We start from the raw sequence: 16,482 nt of genomic DNA, 5'->3' as shown, positions 1-16,482 counted from the left end.
ACCGGCTCCGGGCGATGCGGTGTGGCTCAGTGATGGCCTGAGCCGTGCCGCAGGGTCAACCGGCTACTCCGGCCAGAGGTCCGTCACACCGCCCTTGCGGTTGAGCATGTGGGTGGCCCGCTTGATCACCGTCAGCAGACGCTCGACCCGGTCTTCCTTGTCGTAGGTGACCTGTGCGCGCGCCATGCCTTCCAGCATGAAGCGGGCAAGGTCCCGGCTGGCCTGGAAGCGCGGACCGGCGCCGGCGTGCAGCATCTTGAGAAAATGGTCGCCGATCTGGGCGCGGTCGAAGTCCGCCAGCGACGGCGCCAGCAGCTCACGGACCAGCGGGTCGGTGCGCGAGGCGGCCTCAAGCTCGGCGAAGGCGACGAACGGCGTGCGGTGGAGCAGGTCCCAGTAGGTCTCGATCGCATGTTCGGTGACGTCGGCCCCGGGCGGCAGGCTGTCGGCGGCGTCGCGAAACAGCGCCGCGCGTTGACCCTGAATGTGGTCGATCGCCGCCTCGAGGAGGATCTCGCGGGTGGGAAAATGGTAGAGCATCGCGCCGCGCGTGATGCCGGCGGCTTCGGCCACCGCCGCGTTGGTCGTCGCGGCGTAGCCCTGCTCGGCGATAACCCGCACCGCCTCATCAAGGATCCGCGCCCGGGTGCGACGGGACTTTGGAGTATCACGCTGAACTGGAGACGCCTCGGACATGCCGCCCATCTAGGCGCTGGAATGTTGCGTCGCAACGGACTGATCCCCCACTTCACGAGACTGACATGCAATCAGCCTAGCAGCGTCGCAATCACCGCCTGTTTCAGGAGCAGGGATGACCGACGACGACCAGGTTTTCAGCTGCCGGGCGGTGTTCATCAGCGACGTGCACCTCGGCACGCGCGGATGCCAGGCCGAGATGCTGCTCGACTTCATCCGGCATCTGGAGTGCGAGCAACTCTATCTCGTCGGGGACATCATCGACGGCTGGAAGCTGAAGAGCGGCTGGCACTGGCCGCAGAGCCACAACGATGTGGTGCAGAAGGTGCTGCGCATGGCCCGAAAGGGCGTGAAGGTGACCTACGTGCCGGGGAACCACGATGAGGTCGCCCGCGACTTCTGCGGCGTGCACTTTGGCGGCGTGGTCGTCGTGCGAGACGCGATCCATGAGACCGCCGACGGCCGGCGATTCCTGGTCGTTCACGGCGACGAATTCGACGGCATCGTGCAGCATGCGCGCTGGCTCGCCTTCCTCGGCGATTGGTCCTATAGAACGCTCCTGCTGCTGAACACTTTGGTGGCGCGCGTGCGCCACCGGATGGGTTTGGGGTACTGGAGCTTTTCGGCCTATCTGAAGGTCAAGGTGAAGAACGCCCTGCAGTTCATCGAGAATTTCGAGGAAGCCGTGACCGACGAAGCGCGTCGGCGCGGTGTGGATGGCGTCATTTGCGGCCACATCCACAAGGCGGAAATGCGCGATCTCGGCGGCATCCTGTACGTCAATGACGGGGACTGGGTCGAAAGCTGCACCGCCCTGGTCGAGCATCACGACGGCCGGCTCGAAATCGTGGAGTGGGCGAAGCGGCGTTCCTGGTCCAGTATCACCCGCAGCGACCCTGTCGCCCTGCCGGAGCCCGCCGCCGCCTGATGCGTATCCTCGTCGCCACTGATGCCTGGGAGCCCCAGGTCAACGGCGTTGTCCGTACGCTGACGCGTACCGTCGCCGAAATGCGCGCCATGGGTCACGAGGTCGAGGTCATCAGCCCCGACCAGTTCAACACCGTGCCCCTGCCGACCTATTCCGAGATCAAGCTGGCCGTCGGCGCCTATGAGCCGATCCAGGAGCGGTTCAAGTCGTTCGAGCCCGAGGCGATCCACATCGCCACCGAAGGCCCCGTGGGTCTGGCCGCCCGGCGCGTCTGCCTGGAATGGAAGCTGCCGTTCACAACCAGCTACCACACGCGGTTTCCCGAGTACGTCTCGGCCCGCCTGCCCGTGCCGCTGGCGGCCGGCTACGCCTACATGAAGTGGTTCCACAAGCCGTCCGGCCGGATGATGGTGGCGACCGACACCATGCGGGACGAGCTGGAACGTCACGGCTTCCGCAACATCTCGTCCTGGTCCCGCGGCGTGGACACGGACATCTTTCATCCGCGGCGGGACGATGAGCCTGACGTGTACGCCGGGCTGAAGCGGCCGATCTTCCTCAACGTCGGCCGCGTGGCCGTCGAGAAGAACATCGAAGCCTTCGCCAGCCTCGACCTGCCGGGAACCAAGGTCGTCGTTGGCGACGGACCGCAGCGGGCCGAGCTTGAAGAGAGCTATCCGGACGTGAAGTTCGTCGGCGCGAAGTATGGCGATGAGCTGGCGGCCTATTTCGGCTGCGCCGATGTGTTTGTCTTTCCGTCGCTGACCGACACCTTCGGGCTGGTGATTCTGGAAGCCATGGCCGCAGGGCTTCCGGTGGCGGGGTTCAATGCTCCGGGACCGGCGGACCTTATCCCGGGCTCCAACGCCGGCGTGCTGGCGCCGGGACGCACCGACGGTCTGGCCGAAGCCGCCATCGCCTGTCTCGACCTCGACAGGACCGCCGTGCGCGCCTTCGCCGAAAAGTTCAGCTGGCGGTCCTGCGCCGAGCAGTTCGTGCGCAATCTGGATCCCTATCCCGAGCCCGAAAAGACGCGCTTCTGGCGGCGTCTGCGACGGCTGGCGCGGCTGCGGCGCGGTCCCAAGGCGGCTTAGAGATTACGGATCCTCCCCTCGAAGAGGGGAGGGGGACCAGCCGGAGGCTGGTGGAGGGGGCAGCGCGGATACGAACAGCCCCATCCTGAATTCCGGTCTTTCCGGGGAGCCCAGCGCCGCCCCTCCACCATGCTCCGCATGGTCCCCCTCCCCGCTCCGCGGAGAGGTCATTCATTCAACGAAAAACGCCGCGGCCCTTTCGAGCCGCGGCGCAATTCTCTGGACCGAAGTTGGTCCTTAGGAGGTCGGGCGCGCCATGGGCGTTCCGGCCTTGAAGGTCGCCTTGCCGGCTTCGTGGGCGGCGGGCGGCAGCGGGATCAGGCCACGGCCCTGGAGATAGCCGCCACGACCCGAAGCGGCGTCAGAGAGAAACTCCTCCACGAACTCGCGCAGACCCGGCGTCACGCCGATGTTGGACTTCTTGATGTAGATGAACAGCGAGCGCGACAGCGGGTAGCTGCCGTTGGCGATGGTCGTGGCGTTCGGGAAGATGCCGTTGACCGAAGCGCCCTTCACCTTGTCGGCGTTCTCTTCGAGGAACGAGTAGCCGAAGATGCCCAGCGAGCCCGGGGTGCGGGTCAGGGTCTGGACGATGGCGTTGTCGTTTTCACCAGCGTCGATCCAGCCATCCGCGCGCAGCGGGTCGACCAGCGCCTTGAAGCCCTTTTCGTTGTTCGAGCGCATCTCGTCGAGGATCGGGAACTTGCGCGCGCCGGCCTCGATGCCGAGCTCGACGAACGCGTCACGGGTGCCGGACGTGGGCGGCGGACCGTAGACCACGATGCGGTTGCCCGGCAGGCCGGTGCCGACGTCGTCCCAGGCGGTGTAGGGGTTGGGAACGAACTTGCCGTAGCGCAACACCTTGGCCGACAGGCCGAGGTACAGGTACTCAAGCTTGAAGTTGTAGTCCGCGCCGTCCTTGTCGGTGGCGATGACGATGCCGTCGAAGCCGATCTTCAGGGCGATGATGTCCTTCACGCCCTTGGCGGCGCAGGCGTCGAATTCCGACTTCTTCATCGGACGCGAAGCGTTGGCGATGTCGGGGAAGCCTTCACCGGTGCCGCCGCAAAACGCCTTGAAGCCGCCGCCGGTGCCCAGGGATTCAATCTTGGGCGCCTTGGAGCCGGTCTTGCGGGCGTAGTTCTCCGCGACGCGGGTGCTGAACGGGAAGACGGTCGAGGAACCGGCGGCCCAGACGTAGTCCCGGGCCGCGTGGGCCTGGGAGGCGATGGTCATGACCGCGGCCGCGGCGACCGTTCCGAGAATTTTCTTCATGGGATGATCTCTGATCTCGAGGTGACGGCTGACTAGAAGTCGATCTGGGCGCGGAGCTGGAACTGGTCCACATCCACGTCGCGGCCGACGACCGGGTTGTCGTTGGTAGCCTTGGTGTAGTTGGCCTGGAAGCGAACGTACGGCACGGGGTAGTAGTTCACGCCCGCCGTCCAGCTCGTATATTCGCCTGAGTCGCGGGCCGCTGTACGCGCTGCGGCGTTGCCCGCCGTGTTGTAGACGTCCGTGGCGTCGGCCCAGTCGTAGCGCAGGCCGAGTTCAACACCGCCGAAGCCGCCGGCGGTGACCGGGTTCAGGATCTTCGGACGACCGAACTCGCCCTTCTTCGGGTCGTAGTTGCGCATTTCGCCGGTCGGCCAGAAGCTGACGAAGGCGTAGCCAACCTTGACGTTGGGGTCGCCGCCGACGGTCGCGCCCGTGCCCGTCGTGAGGCGGGTCACGGCGATGTCGGCGTATTCGGCCTGGACCGAGAGGCTGTTGTGGACCCAGGCGAATTCACCGCCCCAGGTGGTGTCGGTGTCGCCCATGGCGCCCGACGTCAGGTAACGACCGCCGAAGTTGGTCATCGGGCGGGTCTGGTAGCTGAAGGCAGCTTCATTGCCGTGGTCGCGGTAGCGACCGAACAGGGCGAGGTGAACCTTGTCCGTGTCCGTCAGGATCGGGGCGTAGCTGGCGCGGGCGGTGAAGCCGAGGCGCTCCTGCAGGTCCGGCTTCAGGGCAATGGAGGGCGCGCCGGTGACGGCCGTGGTCAGGTCGGCGTTGTTGATCGAGTCGCCCTGGACGGCGCCCGTCAGGGTCCAGTCTTCACCGTTCATCTTGACGACGGCGCTGACGAGGTAGCTGTCGGGACCGATTTCCCCGTAAGGCCCGCGGTCCATGAAGGTCGTGAAACGGGTCGAGGTGAGGTTCTCGAGGCCGGCGGCCTTGATGTTGCCGAACAGGATCGAGGTGTTGTCGTTCGGCTTGTATTCGATGACCACGTCATCCCAGGCCCAAGCCCCGCCGTTCACGGCGCCGCCTTCGGCCTTGTAGGCGAAGTAGTTGTTGATCTGACCTTCGACGCCCAGGAACACCTGGCGGCCGCGGAAAGCGCGGGTGGTGAAGTCGGCGCCCACTTCGCGGTCGACGTCCTGGAAGACCGCGTCGATCAGGATCCGGCCACGGACCTTGAAGGAGACGCCATCGTTGGTGAATTGCGGAGCGCCCTTCCAGGCGGTCGTGGTTTCTTGCGCGGTAGCGCCCGACACGAGGGCCAGCGCCATGAGCGCGCCCAGTGCAGACCCGCAGGCCAGCGAGGTCTTGGTCATCATAGTGGGATCCTTGTCGATCTCACCCGACGCCCCTCGCGTCAGGTCGGCGGACTCCTAGGCGGGCCCCGCGACGGTCAGGCGACAGCATCAGGAAGGTTCGACGACAGCCGCGCGTCAGTTGTGTGACAGACAGTCTCTATACGGACGATTACTCGCCGTGAAACTACGCTGAAAAATCTTCGTTTTCAGGAAGTTAGAGAAGACGACTGCGGATCGCCGATGACAGCAGGTCGATGCCCGACACCGCGACAACGATGACAAGGACGATGCAGCCGGTCTCGTCGTATTTGAACGACTGGGTGGAATCCAGCAACACCTGCCCGATGCCGCCCGCGCCGATCAGGCCGAGGACGGTGGCCGCCCGGCTGCTCGATTCGAAGCGGTACAGCGCATAGCTGACCCACAGCGGCGCGACCTGGGGAATGACGCCCCAGACGATTTCATGCAGGCGGCCGGCGCCCGTGGCGCGGACGCCCTCAACCGGTCCCTTGTCGATGGCTTCGACGGCTTCGGAGAACAGCTTCGCCAGCACGCCGCCGGTGTTGAACATCATCGCCATGACGCCGGCGAACGGACCCAGGCCCACGGCCGTGATGAAGATCAGGGCGACGACGAGATCGGGGATCGAGCGGACAAGATCCAGAACCCGGCGGACCGGCTGCTGGATCCAGGAGGGGGTGATGTTCTTCGATGCAAGCAGGCCCAAGGGAATGGCGACGATGATCGCCAGCGCCGTGCCCCACAGCGCCATCTGGATCGTCTGCCACATCTTGCCGGTGTAGAGACCCCATTCCTTGTCCATGAAGTCGCTGGGCGTCCAGGCCGGGTCCCAGAAGCGGAACGGCGCGAAGAAGCCGCCGACGAACTCGCCCATGCGGCTCTCGCTGCTGAACAGCATCGGGAACTTGTCGATCTCGGCCGGATGGAAACTGATGACCAGCAGCAGGCCGACCCCGCCCCAGAGGAGGAGGTCGAACATCTGCGCGCTGAGCGGCCGGCGCGGCGGAGTCAGATCGACGGTCTCGGTCATGCCTGGTCTCAGTTCGCGGCGGGGGCCGCGGCGCCGGCCTTGGCGACGATGGCGGCCTGCTTTGCCTTCAGGGCGTCGAGCGCGGACTGGGCAGCGGCGATCTTGGCCTTGTCACCGGCTTCCTCGGCCTCGCCCAGGTTTTCGGCGGCTTCCCAGATCTCAACCGGAATCAGGTGCGAGCCATCGGCGGGCTTGAAGCCGCCGATGCTCAGCTTGGCCATGTTGGCGCGCTGGCGCTCGGCGTCCGGACCCGTGCCCTGGCCATAGGTCAGGAAGAACTGGCGCAGCTTTTCCTTGACCACCGGATCAAGGTCCTTGCGCCAGACCATCGGATCTTCCGGCAGCGTCGGCGACTCCCAGATGACCCGCACACGATCGGCCTGGCCTTCGCCACGGTCCTTGTTCAGACGCAGGGCAGTAGAGTTGTTGGTCGCGGCGTCGAGCCGCCCGTTGGCCACCGCGAACAGGTTCGCGGCGTGGTTGGCCGACAAGACCGTCTTGAAGCAGGTCTCGGGCTTGACCCCGCGCGGCAGGAAAACCTCGACCATCGGCACGAGCGTGCCGGACGTCGACTTCTTGTCGCCCATGCCGAAGTTCAGCGTGCGATCACACTTGAACAGGTCGTCCAGCGTCCGGATCTTGCTGTTGGCCGGGACGATGATCAGGGACTTGTAGCCGTCGGTGCCCGACGGATCGAAGGTGCGCGCGAAGACCTCGCCATTGGACCGGCGAACGGCTTCCAGGCCGGACTGGTTCGAAAACCAGCCCACATCCGTCTGCTTGAAGCGCATCGCCTCGATCAGGGCGCTGTAGCTGCCCGAGAAGAACGGCTTCACCTTGAGACCGGTCTGCTTCTCCATGTCGGCCAGGATCGGCGCCCAGTAGGACTCCATGTTCTGGGCGGACTCGGTCGACAGGATCGAGAAGGTGACGGTGTCCGGGGTCCCGGTGGTAGCGGCCTTTGGACCGCAGCCGGCCAGCGCGAGCGCCGCGACGGCCCCCAGGGCCAGGAATGAGCGGCGAAGAATCATGAGGGGGCTCCTTCCCAGAAGACGTCTTCGAATTCCGGGCCGTAGATATCGATGAGTTTGTCGCGTTTCAGACCGGACGCCGGGCCGTCATAGACCATCTTGCCGGCTTTCAGCGCGACGACGCGGTCGCAGTATTTCAGGGCGTAGTCGACCTGGTGCAGGGTGACGATGACCGTCAGCCCGTCCTTCTGGTTCAGCTCGCGCAGGATCTCCATGACCTTCCGCGCCGACACCGGGTCGAGCGATGCGACCGGTTCGTCGGCGAGAATGATCTTGGCCTTCTGGACCAGCGCGCGGGCGATGGCGCCGCGCTGCTGCTGCCCGCCCGACAGCGTGTTGGCCCGCTGGCCGGCATAGTCTGAGACACCCACCCGGTGCAGCGCCTGCATCGCGGCAGCCTTTGTCTCCTCCGGCCAGCGGCCGAACAGACCCTGGGCGAAGCCGATGCGACCCAGCGATCCGAGCGCCACGTTGGTGAACAGGCTGAGACGGCCGACGAGATTGAACTGCTGGGCGATGAAGCCGATGCGGATGCGCGCGTCGCGCACCTTGTCGCTGAGCTTGCCCTTGACCTGAACCTTGCCGCCGAAGGCCTCGATGACACCGGCGCCGGCGTCGATGGTCTGGAGGCCGTCCACGGACCGCAACAGGGTCGACTTGCCCGAACCGGACGGTCCGATCAGCGCGACCATTTCCCCGCGGGCGACGTCCAGCGAGACCCCGTCGAGCGCGCGGCGGGAACCAAAGGTCTTGGAGACCGAGCGGATCGAGAGGACGGCGTCTGTCGTCATGGTTTCGGCAGGAGTCCTAACACACAAGCCCAACTGTCATGGAAGGGGCATGCAAAAGTTTCGTGACGGCAAGGCATATCCTTCCACGGGACCGGCTGCAAAGTCCCGTGACGTCCCCCGATGCGGGAAATGCGCTCGCCGCCCCCATCGGGAGCAGCAGAAAAGTCTCTTTACATCGCGACCAAGCGACTCTACATCGCGCGCTCCCGGCGGACCCCGTGTCCATCTGCGCTGCTAACGCCGGGCTAGGTTCAACAATCTTTGGGGGTTACGTGAATTGCACACGTACCATAAGCCCCTGGACCTGGTCCGTGAGCGGTCACCGGAACGTCCTGTCGCCCTTGTGCGACAAGGCACCGTTGCCGTAGCGGCGCGCTGGTTCCAGGAGAATTTCAAGGGCGACGTCCTCTACGCGGTGAAGGCCAATCCTTCGCCGTGGGTCATCAGGACCCTCGTGGAAAATGGCGTTACGGGCTTTGACGTAGCATCGATCCCCGAGATCGAGCTTGTGGCGGAGCATGCCCCGGGATCACGCATGGCCTTCATGCACCCGGTGAAGAGCCGCGCCTCGATTTCGGCCGCCTACTTCGATCATGGCGTTCGGACCTTCTCGTTCGACACCCAGGACGAGCTGGACAAGATCCTCGACGCCACCGGCAACGCCAGGGACCTGAACCTCATCGTCCGCATGGGCGTGTCGACCGAAGGCGCGGCCTACAGCCTGTCGGGCAAGTTCGGCGTCGACAGCTTCAAGGCTCCGTCCCTGATGCTGGCCGCCCGCCGCGCGACCCAGGACATGATGGGCGTGTCGTTCCACGTCGGCAGCCAGTGCATGCGTCCGACCGCCTTCCAGGCGGCCATGGCCCAGACGGGCCGGGCGCTGGTGCGGGCCGGCGTGTTCGCCGATGTCATCGACATCGGCGGCGGCTTCCCGTCGATCTACCCGGGCATGATTCCACCGGACATGAGCGATTACATCGCGGCCATCGATCGCGGCTTCAACGAGATGCCGGTGTCGGAAACGACCGAGCTGTGGTGCGAGCCCGGCAGGGCGCTGGTCGCTGAATCGACTTCGCTGCTGACCCGAGTCGAGCTGCGCAAGGGCGACGCCCTCTATCTGAACGACGGAGCCTATGGCTCGCTGTTCGACGCCGCGCACGCCAAATGGCCCTTCCCGGTCAAGAGCTATCGCGGCGGCGCGGACGCCCGCGAACTGGAGGGCAATCTGAAGCCGTTCCAGTTCTATGGCCCGACCTGCGATTCCATCGACCACATGCCCGGGCCGTTCTGGCTGCCCGAGGATGTGCAGGAAGGCGATTTCGTCGAGATCGGCATGCTGGGCGCCTACGGCGTGGCCATGTCCACGCGGTTCAACGGCTTCGGCGCCGTCGAGACGGTGGCCGTGGACGATGACGCGCCGATGGCCTCGATGTTCGGCCTCGCCCGTCGCTCGATCCCCGTGCCGCGCACGGAGAATACAAACGTCGTCAGGCTGTCGCGCCCGAAGGGTAAGGCCGGCCAACGGAAGCGGAAGAAGTAGGTCGCATCCATCCGCCCACGAGGCGGTTTCACCTGATCAGCGCCAGCCCGTCGCTCCGTCCGGGCTGGCGCCAATTTCCATTGGACGGGCGCTCAAACCTTGGGGAAACCAAAGCGATGAACGCTCCCGTTTCGAACACCAAAGCCCAGCTGCTCGCCAACGTCGTCGAGCACATCGACATCACCAGCTTCGACGCCCGTCCCATCATCGATGCGATGCGCAAGATGAGCTTCAGCTCGCGTGACACGGCGCGGGCGGCGGACATCTTCAACATGGCCCTCGAAGACAAGGCCTGTTCGCCCTGGCTGATCCTCGCCGGATCGACCAGCGCCGGCGGCTGCATGCACGTCTACCGGGACATGGTGAAGTTCGGCATGGTCGACGCCATCGTCGCCACCGGCGCCTCGATCGTCGACATGGATTTCTTCGAGGCCCTCGGCTTCAAGCACTACCAGGCCGCCGGCCCGGTCGACGACAACGTGCTGCGCGACAACTACATCGACCGCATCTACGACACCTACATCGACGAGGAAGAGCTCCAGAACTGCGATCACACGATCCTGGAGATCTGCAACCGCCTGGAGCCCCGCGCCTATTCCTCGCGCGAGTTCATCTGGGAAATGGGCAAGTGGCTGAGCGAGGGCAATGCAAAGAAGCCCGGCAGCCTGATCCAGACCGCCTACGAGGAAGGCGTGCCGATCTTCTGCCCGGCCTTCGTCGACAGCTCCGCCGGCTTCGGCCTGGTCAAGCACCAGAAGGAGCGGATCGCCGCCAAACAGCCCTACCTGATGATCGACGCGGTCGCGGACTTCCGTGAGTTGACGGATATCAAGATCGCCGCCGGCGTCACCGGCCTGTTCATGGTCGGCGGCGGGGTGCCGAAGAACTTCGCCCAGGACACGGTCGTGTGCGCCGAAATCCTCGGCATCGAGGCGGAGATGCACCGCTACGCCGTGCAGATCACCGTCGCCGACGTGCGCGACGGCGCCTGCTCGTCCTCGACGCTCAAGGAAGCGGCCAGCTGGGGCAAGGTCCAGACCACCCATGAGCAGATGGTCTTCGCCGAAGCCACCACGGTGGTGCCCCTGATCGGCTCGGACGCCTATCACCGCGGGGCGTGGAAGAACCGGGTCAAGCCGCGCTGGCAGAAGCTGTTCGCCTGATCCGGCGGCTATTGCCAGGATTGAAGGACCGCGCGAGGCTTTCCGCTTCGCGCGGTTTTTCGTTTGGGGGTTCAGACTTGCGTCTCGTGATCATCACCGCGGCCATCGCGGCCGTCTCGCTGTCAGCTTGCAGCCGGAAGGAAGAGAAGACGTCCACCACTTCTGACGGCTTCCACATGGAAACGACGCGGGAAGAAAGCTCGACGACCGTCCAGGTCACGATTCCGCCGCCTGCACCCCCAACCAATGCGCCCGGCGCGCCACCGGCGCCGCCCGCCCCGCCCATAAAGGTCACGACGCCGGACTTCGCGCCGCTCTATCCGGGAGCGACGCTGAAGGCGACCAGCACGACGGTGACGAACGGACACCAGGTGGGGTCGGTGACCTATCTGACCACGGCCTCGCCGAAGGCCGTCATCGACTTCTACAAGCCTCGCGCGGCCGCCGCCGGTTTCACGACGAGCGCCGACGCCAACATCGGCGTAGGCCTGATGTACGCGGCGACCGGGGCGTCGAAAGACCAGACGCTGCAGGTGATCGCCACCGCCGAGAAGAGCGGAACCGCCGTGGTCCTGTCGTGGACCGGACCGAGGTCGTGAGCCGCCGCCCGGAGGCGCCTCGCGTGGACCGCGCGCGGATTTCGGCCATAGCCGGCCTCGCCCTCCTGATCGCGGCCGGCGCCGGCGCGGCCTCGGCGGGGCTGCCCTGGAAGGGCTATCTCGGGGCGGCCGGGCCGGACACCGTGGCCATCCTGCCGCCAGCGCCAGCGGCGGGCTCACCCGTCGCCGAGGCTGACCGGGCCATCTTCCTCTCAACGCGATCTCTTCAGGGGACGCCGCGCTGGGATCTGGCCGTCAATGATCTGTCCGAACGTCGCATTGTCAGCGACCTGAGCTGCGCCGTCGGCGTTGAACTTCGGGAACAGGACCTGCCTGCCCTGCGCGGCCTCTTGTTGAAGATGGCCCCGGACGTCGGCCGCGCCGTCAGTCGGCCCAAGAAGGTCTGGGGTCGTCCCCGCCCCTATCTGGCCAACGAGGGGCCCATCTGCACGGACCGGACGGCCGGGCTGGCCCACAGCCCGGACTACCCGTCGGGCCATGCCACCTGGGGCTGGGCGGTCGGGCTGGTGATGGCCGAACTGGTTCCGGACCGGTCTGGCGCGATCCTGGCGCGCAGCAAGGCCTTCGGCGAGAGCCGCCTGGTGTGTGGCGTGCACAACGCCAGTTCCGTCGCCGCGGGCCGGACCAACGCGGAAATCCTGGTGGCGGCGCTGCACACGTCGCCCGCGTTCCGCGCGGACATGGACAAGGCCCGCGTCGAGCTGGCCGGCGTGATCGCTGACGGCCGCCCTGCAAGCAACTGCGCCGCCGAGGCGGCGGCGATGGCGACCCCGTTGCCCTAGCCGCCGCTTGCTCTCCGGCGCGCGGCTCTCTACCTCTCGGTGGATGGCCCATTCCCACGCCTGTGACCACGACCACCATGAGCACGGCCTGACCGGCGACGCCCTGTCGCGCGGACTGACGGCGGCCGAGGCGCGGTGCGCCGCCGCCGGCCAGCGCATGACGCCGCCCCGTCGGCGCGTGCTGGAACTGCTGCTCGAGGCCGGCCAACCCGTGAAGGCCTACGACCTGATCGCCGCCTTCGGCGCTGACGGCGCGCCCGCAAAGCCGCCGACGGTCTATCGAGCGCTGGATTTCCTGTCGAAACAGGGCCTGGCCCACCGCATCGAAAGCCTGAACGCCTTCATCGCCTGTGGCGGCGGGGGCGAAGGACACGCGGCGGCGTTCCTGATCTGCGACTGCTGCGGCGCCACGCGTGAAATCGCCCCGTCCGGCGTGGGCGAGATCGAGAGCACGGCCGCCGCCCAGGGCTTCAACCTGACCAGTCTGATGGTCGAGGCGCACGGCCTTTGCAGCGACTGCCGGGCCTGACCGATATGACTGACGGCATCGAGCTCTGGCGGGGCGGCGTCAACACATGGGAATGTGACGAGATGGGGCACATGAATGTGCGCTTCTACGTCACCAAGGCTGTCGAGGGACTGGTCGGTCTGGCGGCGGCGCTCGGGCTGCCGCATGCCTTTGCAGCCCACGCCGGTTCGACCCTGATGATCCGCGAGCAGCACATCCGCTTCCTCAAGGAGGCCCATGCGGGGGTCGCTCTGCACATGACCGGCGGCATGCTGGAGATGGGCGAGGACACCGCGCGGGTGCTGATGCTGCTGTGGCATTCGGATTCCGGCGCCCTCGCCGCCAGCTTCCAGACCGTCATCGCCCATGTGACTCCGGCCGAGGGGCGCGCCTTCCCCTGGACCGCCGGGACGCGGGCGCTGGCGGAAACCCTGACGATCGACCTGCCCGACCAGGCGGCCGCCCGCAGCGTGTCGCTGGGGCCCGTCGAGTCCACGGCCAGTCTTGCCCGCGCCGACGACCTCGATCTGGTGCGTATCGCCCAGGGCGCCATCGCGCCGGCCGACTGCGACCTCTATGGCCGCATGCGACCCGAACTGTTCATCGGCCGGGTGTCGGACGGCATTCCGCGTCTGATCCGCAGCTTCCGCGAAGCGGTGGTGGGCGGGGCGGTGGAAAAGCCGAAACGCGTGGGCGGGGCTGTTCTGGAATACCGGCTGATCCACCTCGACTGGCCGCGCGCAGGAGACAGGTTCGAGATTCGCTCCGGGCTGAAGGATGCCGATACCCGCACCAAGCGCATGGTCCACTGGATGATCGATCCCGACAGCGGGCGGCCATGGGGCGTTTCGGAAGCGGTGGCGGTGACATTCGACCTCGACTCCCGCAAGATCGTGCCGATCACCGATGCTGCCCGCGCCGAGCTCATGAAGTACGCGAAAGCCGGGCTGGCGCTGTAAATCCTCCCCCATCGGGGGAGGTGGATCGCCGTCAGGCGAGACGGAGGGGGTCCGCTCAGATCGCGGGTGACCCCCTCAGTCAGACCTGCGGCCTGACAGCTCCCCCGATGGGGAGCAACTACGCGGCCGCCTCGAGCAGCGCGGCCCGCACGAGCTCCGGACGTTCCATCGGCAGGAAGTGGCTCGTACCAGGGATGACCTCCAGCCGGACATGGCCGTCGCCCAGCACCTGGTTCTCATAGCCCTCGATCCCGCAGGTCGAGCCGATCTCGGCCTTGAGGATGCGGATCGGCTGACGGGCGGCGGTGAAAGCGCCGATCGGGTCGTGGTGATCGGCGCTGAAATTGGCGGCCTCCCAGGCCGGGCGACAGGACAGGTGGACCAGTCCGTCGTCGCCCTCGATCAATCCGTCGACAAGGTAGCCGCGCAGGGACGCTTCGGACCAGCTCCTGAAGGCGCCGCGGCCGTTGTAGGCCTGAAAGGCCTCCTCGCGACTGGCGAAGCTGGACCGGCGGCGACGGGCGCCCATCGCCAGCGGCGAGTTCTTCATGCCGTCCGGCCCGGCGGCGGCGACGCGTTCGCGGGTCACGACCACCGGATCGAACAGGACCAGCCGTCGGGCCGCGTCCGGACGCATCGCGGCGGCGTGCAGGCTGACGGTGCCGCCCATCGAATGACCTGAAAGCACCGTCGGCGTCTCGCCGAGCGCATCGAGCAGCGCCAGCAGGTCATCGCGGAACACCATCCAGGCGTCATGCCCCTCGGGATCCGCCGGCAAGGTCGTTCGGCCATGCCCTCGCTGATCGACGGCGAGAATGCGCAGCCGGGCGGCCAGCGGCGACAAGATGTCGGCGTAGGTCCCGGCGTTGAAGCCATTGGCATGGAGAAAAAGGACATCGAGCGGCCGGTCGGCCGGGCCGAACTCGTAGCCGGCGATGGTTCCCTCGGGAACCGCGATGTCACGGCGGCGGGCGGCGGGGAAAGGCGAGGCGGGGACAGTCATCCCCGCCTGCCTAGCGTCATCACCCAGCGTCAGTCGAGAGACGTCAGATCTTGCGCACGTCCCAGGCGCCGCCCGGCTTGCGGCAGGCGCGGTAGCGTTCGGTCTCGCGGCCGTATTTCTTGGTGTAGGCGGTCTGCTCAAGGGTTTCGCAGCCGTCCTGGCGCGGCGCGGCGCGCACCACGGAGCGGGACACATAGCCGCTCTGGACCTTCAGCCAGCCCGAATTGTAGATCACGCCGCCAAAGGTCTCGCCGGCGGCCAGCTGCCCGATCACCCGACCCGTCGTTGACGGGCGCGCGCGGATGTTGACGTTGCCGGGCGCATACCAGGAGCCGCTGTTGGCGGTCGGCAGGACCCGGATTTCCCCATAGGCGCCCGAATTGGGATTGCGCCAGCTCGCCGGACGGCCGGTGGCGAGGGCCTCGTTGAGCGCCTCTTCGGCGCGGCGCTGGTCCTCCTCCTGCATCTTGCAGCCGATCGACGAGCCGATCGCCGCGCCGATGCCGGCCCCGACAACAGTCCCCGCTCCACGTTCGCGCTTGGCGACCTGGTTGCCGATGACGCCGCCGATAATGGCGCCGATGACGGCTCCGCCTTCCTGCTTGCCGCCCGCGGCGTCGCAGCTGAAGACGCCGGCGTTGGCGATGCCCGGTGCGCCGGCAAGGGCCAGAACGGCGACGGCGGCGGTGATGGCTGTGCGCATGATAATCTCCCGATTGATGCCAGACGTGCCAGGATAGCAGTCTAGCGCCGGTTCGCCCCTTGTTACGTCCGGGCTTGGCTTTCCCGACGTCATCTCACGACAATGTGTCAAATCCTGCGAGGACTGGACCCATGAACGCCCACACCACCGAGACCGCCGCCTGGACCTGCTTCAACGTTTCCATCGAAGACGGAGTTGCTCACCTCCAGATGAAGCGCCCCGAAGCCATGAACACCATGAACAAGGCGTTCTGGGCGGAATTGCCGGTCATTATTCGGGACATCAACGACAACGCGCGCGCGCGCTGCATCGTGATTTCCTCGACCGGAAAGCACTTCTGCGCCGGCATGGACCTGTCCGTGTTCGCCAACGTCGGCGAGAGCGGCGGCCAGACCGACCGGCACGTGGCCGGCGAGAGCTTCCGCAAACATGTGCACGCGCTCCAGGACACGTTCAGCTGCCTGGACGAAGCCCGCATGCCCGTCATCGCGGCGATCCAGGGCGGCTGCATCGGCGGGGCGGTCGACTTCACCAGCGCCTGCGATATTCGCTACTGCTCGGCCGACGCCTTCTTCACGATCATGGAGATCAACATCGGCATGACCGCCGATGTCGGCACCTTCCCGCGTCTGTGCAAGCTGATCCCGGAGGGCTGGGTGCGCGAACTGGCCTATACCGGCCGCCGCCTGCCGGCACAGCGCGCGCGCGATATCGGCCTGGTCAACGAGGTGTTCGACACCCACGAGGACGTCATCGCCCACGCCCTGGCCACCGCGCGTGAGATCGCCAGCAAATCGCCGCTAGCCGTCGCCGGCAGCAAGGTCATGATCAACTACGCCCGCGACCACACCATCAAGGACGGCCTCGACTACATCGCGGTCTGGCAGACGGGCATGTTCTCCGGCCCGCATATGGCCGAGACTTTCGCCGCCAAGCAGGAAGGCCGCGAGCCGGTGTTCCCGGATCTGCTGCCGCTTCGGAAGGGGCTGTAGAATTCAGCGGTGATGCTCCCCGCCCTGCGGGGAGGATCA

General features: G+C 66.5%; 17 protein-coding genes. 9 read left to right on the top strand and 8 right to left on the bottom strand.

Annotated features, from left to right (window positions below):
* Window positions 1-63 precede the first annotated feature (63 nt).
* Window positions 64-696: a TetR/AcrR family transcriptional regulator gene (locus ACODSL_RS14215; RefSeq protein ID WP_488901352.1), complete on the bottom strand. Its 633-nt coding sequence runs from the start codon at window positions 694-696 to the stop codon at window positions 64-66.
* Between the two features lie 115 nt (window positions 697-811).
* Here ACODSL_RS14215 and ACODSL_RS14210 point away from each other — a divergent pair, with 115 nt between their 5' ends.
* Window positions 812-1,624 (top strand): UDP-2,3-diacylglucosamine diphosphatase, encoded by an 813-nt coding sequence (locus ACODSL_RS14210; RefSeq protein WP_488901351.1) that lies wholly within the window; start codon window positions 812-814, stop codon window positions 1,622-1,624.
* Window positions 1,624-2,718 (top strand): glycosyltransferase family 4 protein, encoded by a 1,095-nt coding sequence (locus tag ACODSL_RS14205; protein ID WP_488901350.1) that lies wholly within the window; start codon window positions 1,624-1,626, stop codon window positions 2,716-2,718. The genes ACODSL_RS14210 and ACODSL_RS14205 overlap by 1 nt, the downstream gene beginning before the upstream one ends.
* A 237-nt stretch (window positions 2,719-2,955) precedes the next feature.
* On the opposite strand, the gene ACODSL_RS14200 is transcribed toward ACODSL_RS14205, so the two are convergent.
* From ACODSL_RS14200 to phnC, 5 genes are all read right to left on the bottom strand, one after another.
* Window positions 2,956-3,993: a substrate-binding domain-containing protein gene (locus ACODSL_RS14200; RefSeq protein ID WP_488901349.1), complete on the bottom strand. Its 1,038-nt coding sequence runs from the start codon at window positions 3,991-3,993 to the stop codon at window positions 2,956-2,958.
* 32 nt (window positions 3,994-4,025) lie between these two features.
* Window positions 4,026-5,321 carry an OprO/OprP family phosphate-selective porin gene (locus tag ACODSL_RS14195; RefSeq protein ID WP_488901348.1) on the bottom strand — a complete coding sequence of 432 codons (1,296 nt, stop codon included), beginning with the start codon at window positions 5,319-5,321 and terminating at the stop codon, window positions 4,026-4,028.
* A gap of 193 nt (window positions 5,322-5,514) precedes the next feature.
* Complete coding sequence (gene phnE, locus ACODSL_RS14190) at window positions 5,515-6,351, bottom strand: phosphonate ABC transporter, permease protein PhnE (RefSeq protein ID WP_488901347.1); 837 nt, start codon at window positions 6,349-6,351, stop codon at window positions 5,515-5,517.
* An 8-nt stretch (window positions 6,352-6,359) separates the two neighbouring features.
* Window positions 6,360-7,382, bottom strand: a complete 1,023-nt coding sequence (gene phnD, locus ACODSL_RS14185) for a phosphate/phosphite/phosphonate ABC transporter substrate-binding protein (protein ID WP_488901346.1) — start codon at window positions 7,380-7,382, stop codon at window positions 6,360-6,362.
* On the bottom strand, window positions 7,379-8,173 hold the full coding sequence (gene phnC, locus ACODSL_RS14180; RefSeq protein ID WP_488901345.1) for a phosphonate ABC transporter ATP-binding protein: 795 nt from the start codon (window positions 8,171-8,173) through the stop codon (window positions 7,379-7,381). Before phnC ends, phnD begins: the two co-directional genes overlap by 4 nt.
* 277 nt (window positions 8,174-8,450) lie before the next feature.
* Here phnC and ACODSL_RS14175 point away from each other — a divergent pair, with 277 nt between their 5' ends.
* The 6 genes from ACODSL_RS14175 to ACODSL_RS14150 all read left to right on the top strand — a co-directional run bounded on the left by ACODSL_RS14175 (window position 8,451) and on the right by ACODSL_RS14150 (window position 13,745).
* The gene (locus tag ACODSL_RS14175; RefSeq protein WP_488901344.1) at window positions 8,451-9,713 is read left to right on the top strand and encodes a type III PLP-dependent enzyme; all 1,263 of its coding nucleotides are present in this window, start codon (window positions 8,451-8,453) and stop codon (window positions 9,711-9,713) included.
* A gap of 116 nt (window positions 9,714-9,829) precedes the next feature.
* Window positions 9,830-10,876, top strand: a complete 1,047-nt coding sequence (locus ACODSL_RS14170; protein ID WP_488901343.1) for a 1,9-bis(guanidino)-5-aza-nonane synthase — start codon at window positions 9,830-9,832, stop codon at window positions 10,874-10,876.
* 77 nt (window positions 10,877-10,953) lie between these two features.
* Window positions 10,954-11,475: a hypothetical protein gene (locus ACODSL_RS14165; protein ID WP_488901342.1), complete on the top strand. Its 522-nt coding sequence runs from the start codon at window positions 10,954-10,956 to the stop codon at window positions 11,473-11,475.
* Entirely contained in the window at window positions 11,472-12,278 is an 807-nt protein-coding gene (locus ACODSL_RS14160; RefSeq protein ID WP_488901341.1) for an acid phosphatase, read from the top strand. Before ACODSL_RS14165 ends, ACODSL_RS14160 begins: the two co-directional genes overlap by 4 nt.
* Window positions 12,279-12,321: 43 nt before the next feature.
* A complete protein-coding gene (locus tag ACODSL_RS14155; protein WP_488901340.1) occupies window positions 12,322-12,807 on the top strand; it encodes a Fur family transcriptional regulator in 486 nt (161 codons plus the stop codon).
* A gap of 5 nt (window positions 12,808-12,812) precedes the next feature.
* Window positions 12,813-13,745, top strand: a complete 933-nt coding sequence (locus tag ACODSL_RS14150; protein ID WP_488901339.1) for a thioesterase family protein — start codon at window positions 12,813-12,815, stop codon at window positions 13,743-13,745.
* 118 nt (window positions 13,746-13,863) lie between these two features.
* Here the strand turns inward: ACODSL_RS14150 and ACODSL_RS14145 are convergent, their stop codons facing one another.
* Window positions 13,864-14,748, bottom strand: a complete 885-nt coding sequence (locus ACODSL_RS14145; protein WP_488901338.1) for an alpha/beta fold hydrolase — start codon at window positions 14,746-14,748, stop codon at window positions 13,864-13,866.
* A 43-nt stretch (window positions 14,749-14,791) separates the two neighbouring features.
* Window positions 14,792-15,451 (bottom strand): glycine zipper domain-containing protein, encoded by a 660-nt coding sequence (locus ACODSL_RS14140; RefSeq protein ID WP_488901337.1) that lies wholly within the window; start codon window positions 15,449-15,451, stop codon window positions 14,792-14,794.
* A 131-nt stretch (window positions 15,452-15,582) separates the two neighbouring features.
* Between ACODSL_RS14140 and ACODSL_RS14135 the strand changes: the two genes are divergently transcribed.
* On the top strand, window positions 15,583-16,443 hold the full coding sequence (locus ACODSL_RS14135; RefSeq protein WP_488901336.1) for a crotonase/enoyl-CoA hydratase family protein: 861 nt from the start codon (window positions 15,583-15,585) through the stop codon (window positions 16,441-16,443).
* Window positions 16,444-16,482 lie beyond the last annotated feature (39 nt).

The sequence above is a fragment of the Caulobacter sp. FG121 genome (genome assembly GCF_057809815.1).
This window is presented reverse-complemented; position numbering and strand designations above follow the sequence as displayed.

Bases quoted from the DNA above. Each gene is read 5' to 3' on its own strand.
- ACODSL_RS14215 (WP_488901352.1), bottom strand. From the start codon at position 696: ATGTCCGAGGCGTCTCCAGTTCAGCGTGATACTCCAAAGTCCCGTCGC.
- ACODSL_RS14210 (WP_488901351.1), top strand. From the start codon at position 812: ATGACCGACGACGACCAGGTTTTCAGCTGCCGGGCGGTGTTCATCAGC.
- ACODSL_RS14205 (WP_488901350.1), top strand. From the start codon at position 1,624: ATGCGTATCCTCGTCGCCACTGATGCCTGGGAGCCCCAGGTCAACGGC.
- ACODSL_RS14200 (WP_488901349.1), bottom strand. From the start codon at position 3,993: ATGAAGAAAATTCTCGGAACGGTCGCCGCGGCCGCGGTCATGACCATC.
- ACODSL_RS14195 (WP_488901348.1), bottom strand. From the start codon at position 5,321: ATGATGACCAAGACCTCGCTGGCCTGCGGGTCTGCACTGGGCGCGCTC.
- phnE (WP_488901347.1), bottom strand. From the start codon at position 6,351: ATGACCGAGACCGTCGATCTGACTCCGCCGCGCCGGCCGCTCAGCGCG.
- phnD (WP_488901346.1), bottom strand. From the start codon at position 7,382: ATGATTCTTCGCCGCTCATTCCTGGCCCTGGGGGCCGTCGCGGCGCTC.
- phnC (WP_488901345.1), bottom strand. From the start codon at position 8,173: ATGACGACAGACGCCGTCCTCTCGATCCGCTCGGTCTCCAAGACCTTT.
- ACODSL_RS14170 (WP_488901343.1), top strand. From the start codon at position 9,830: ATGAACGCTCCCGTTTCGAACACCAAAGCCCAGCTGCTCGCCAACGTC.
- ACODSL_RS14155 (WP_488901340.1), top strand. From the start codon at position 12,322: ATGGCCCATTCCCACGCCTGTGACCACGACCACCATGAGCACGGCCTG.
- ACODSL_RS14150 (WP_488901339.1), top strand. From the start codon at position 12,813: ATGACTGACGGCATCGAGCTCTGGCGGGGCGGCGTCAACACATGGGAA.
- ACODSL_RS14145 (WP_488901338.1), bottom strand. From the start codon at position 14,748: ATGACTGTCCCCGCCTCGCCTTTCCCCGCCGCCCGCCGCCGTGACATC.
- ACODSL_RS14140 (WP_488901337.1), bottom strand. From the start codon at position 15,451: ATGCGCACAGCCATCACCGCCGCCGTCGCCGTTCTGGCCCTTGCCGGC.
- ACODSL_RS14135 (WP_488901336.1), top strand. From the start codon at position 15,583: ATGAACGCCCACACCACCGAGACCGCCGCCTGGACCTGCTTCAACGTT.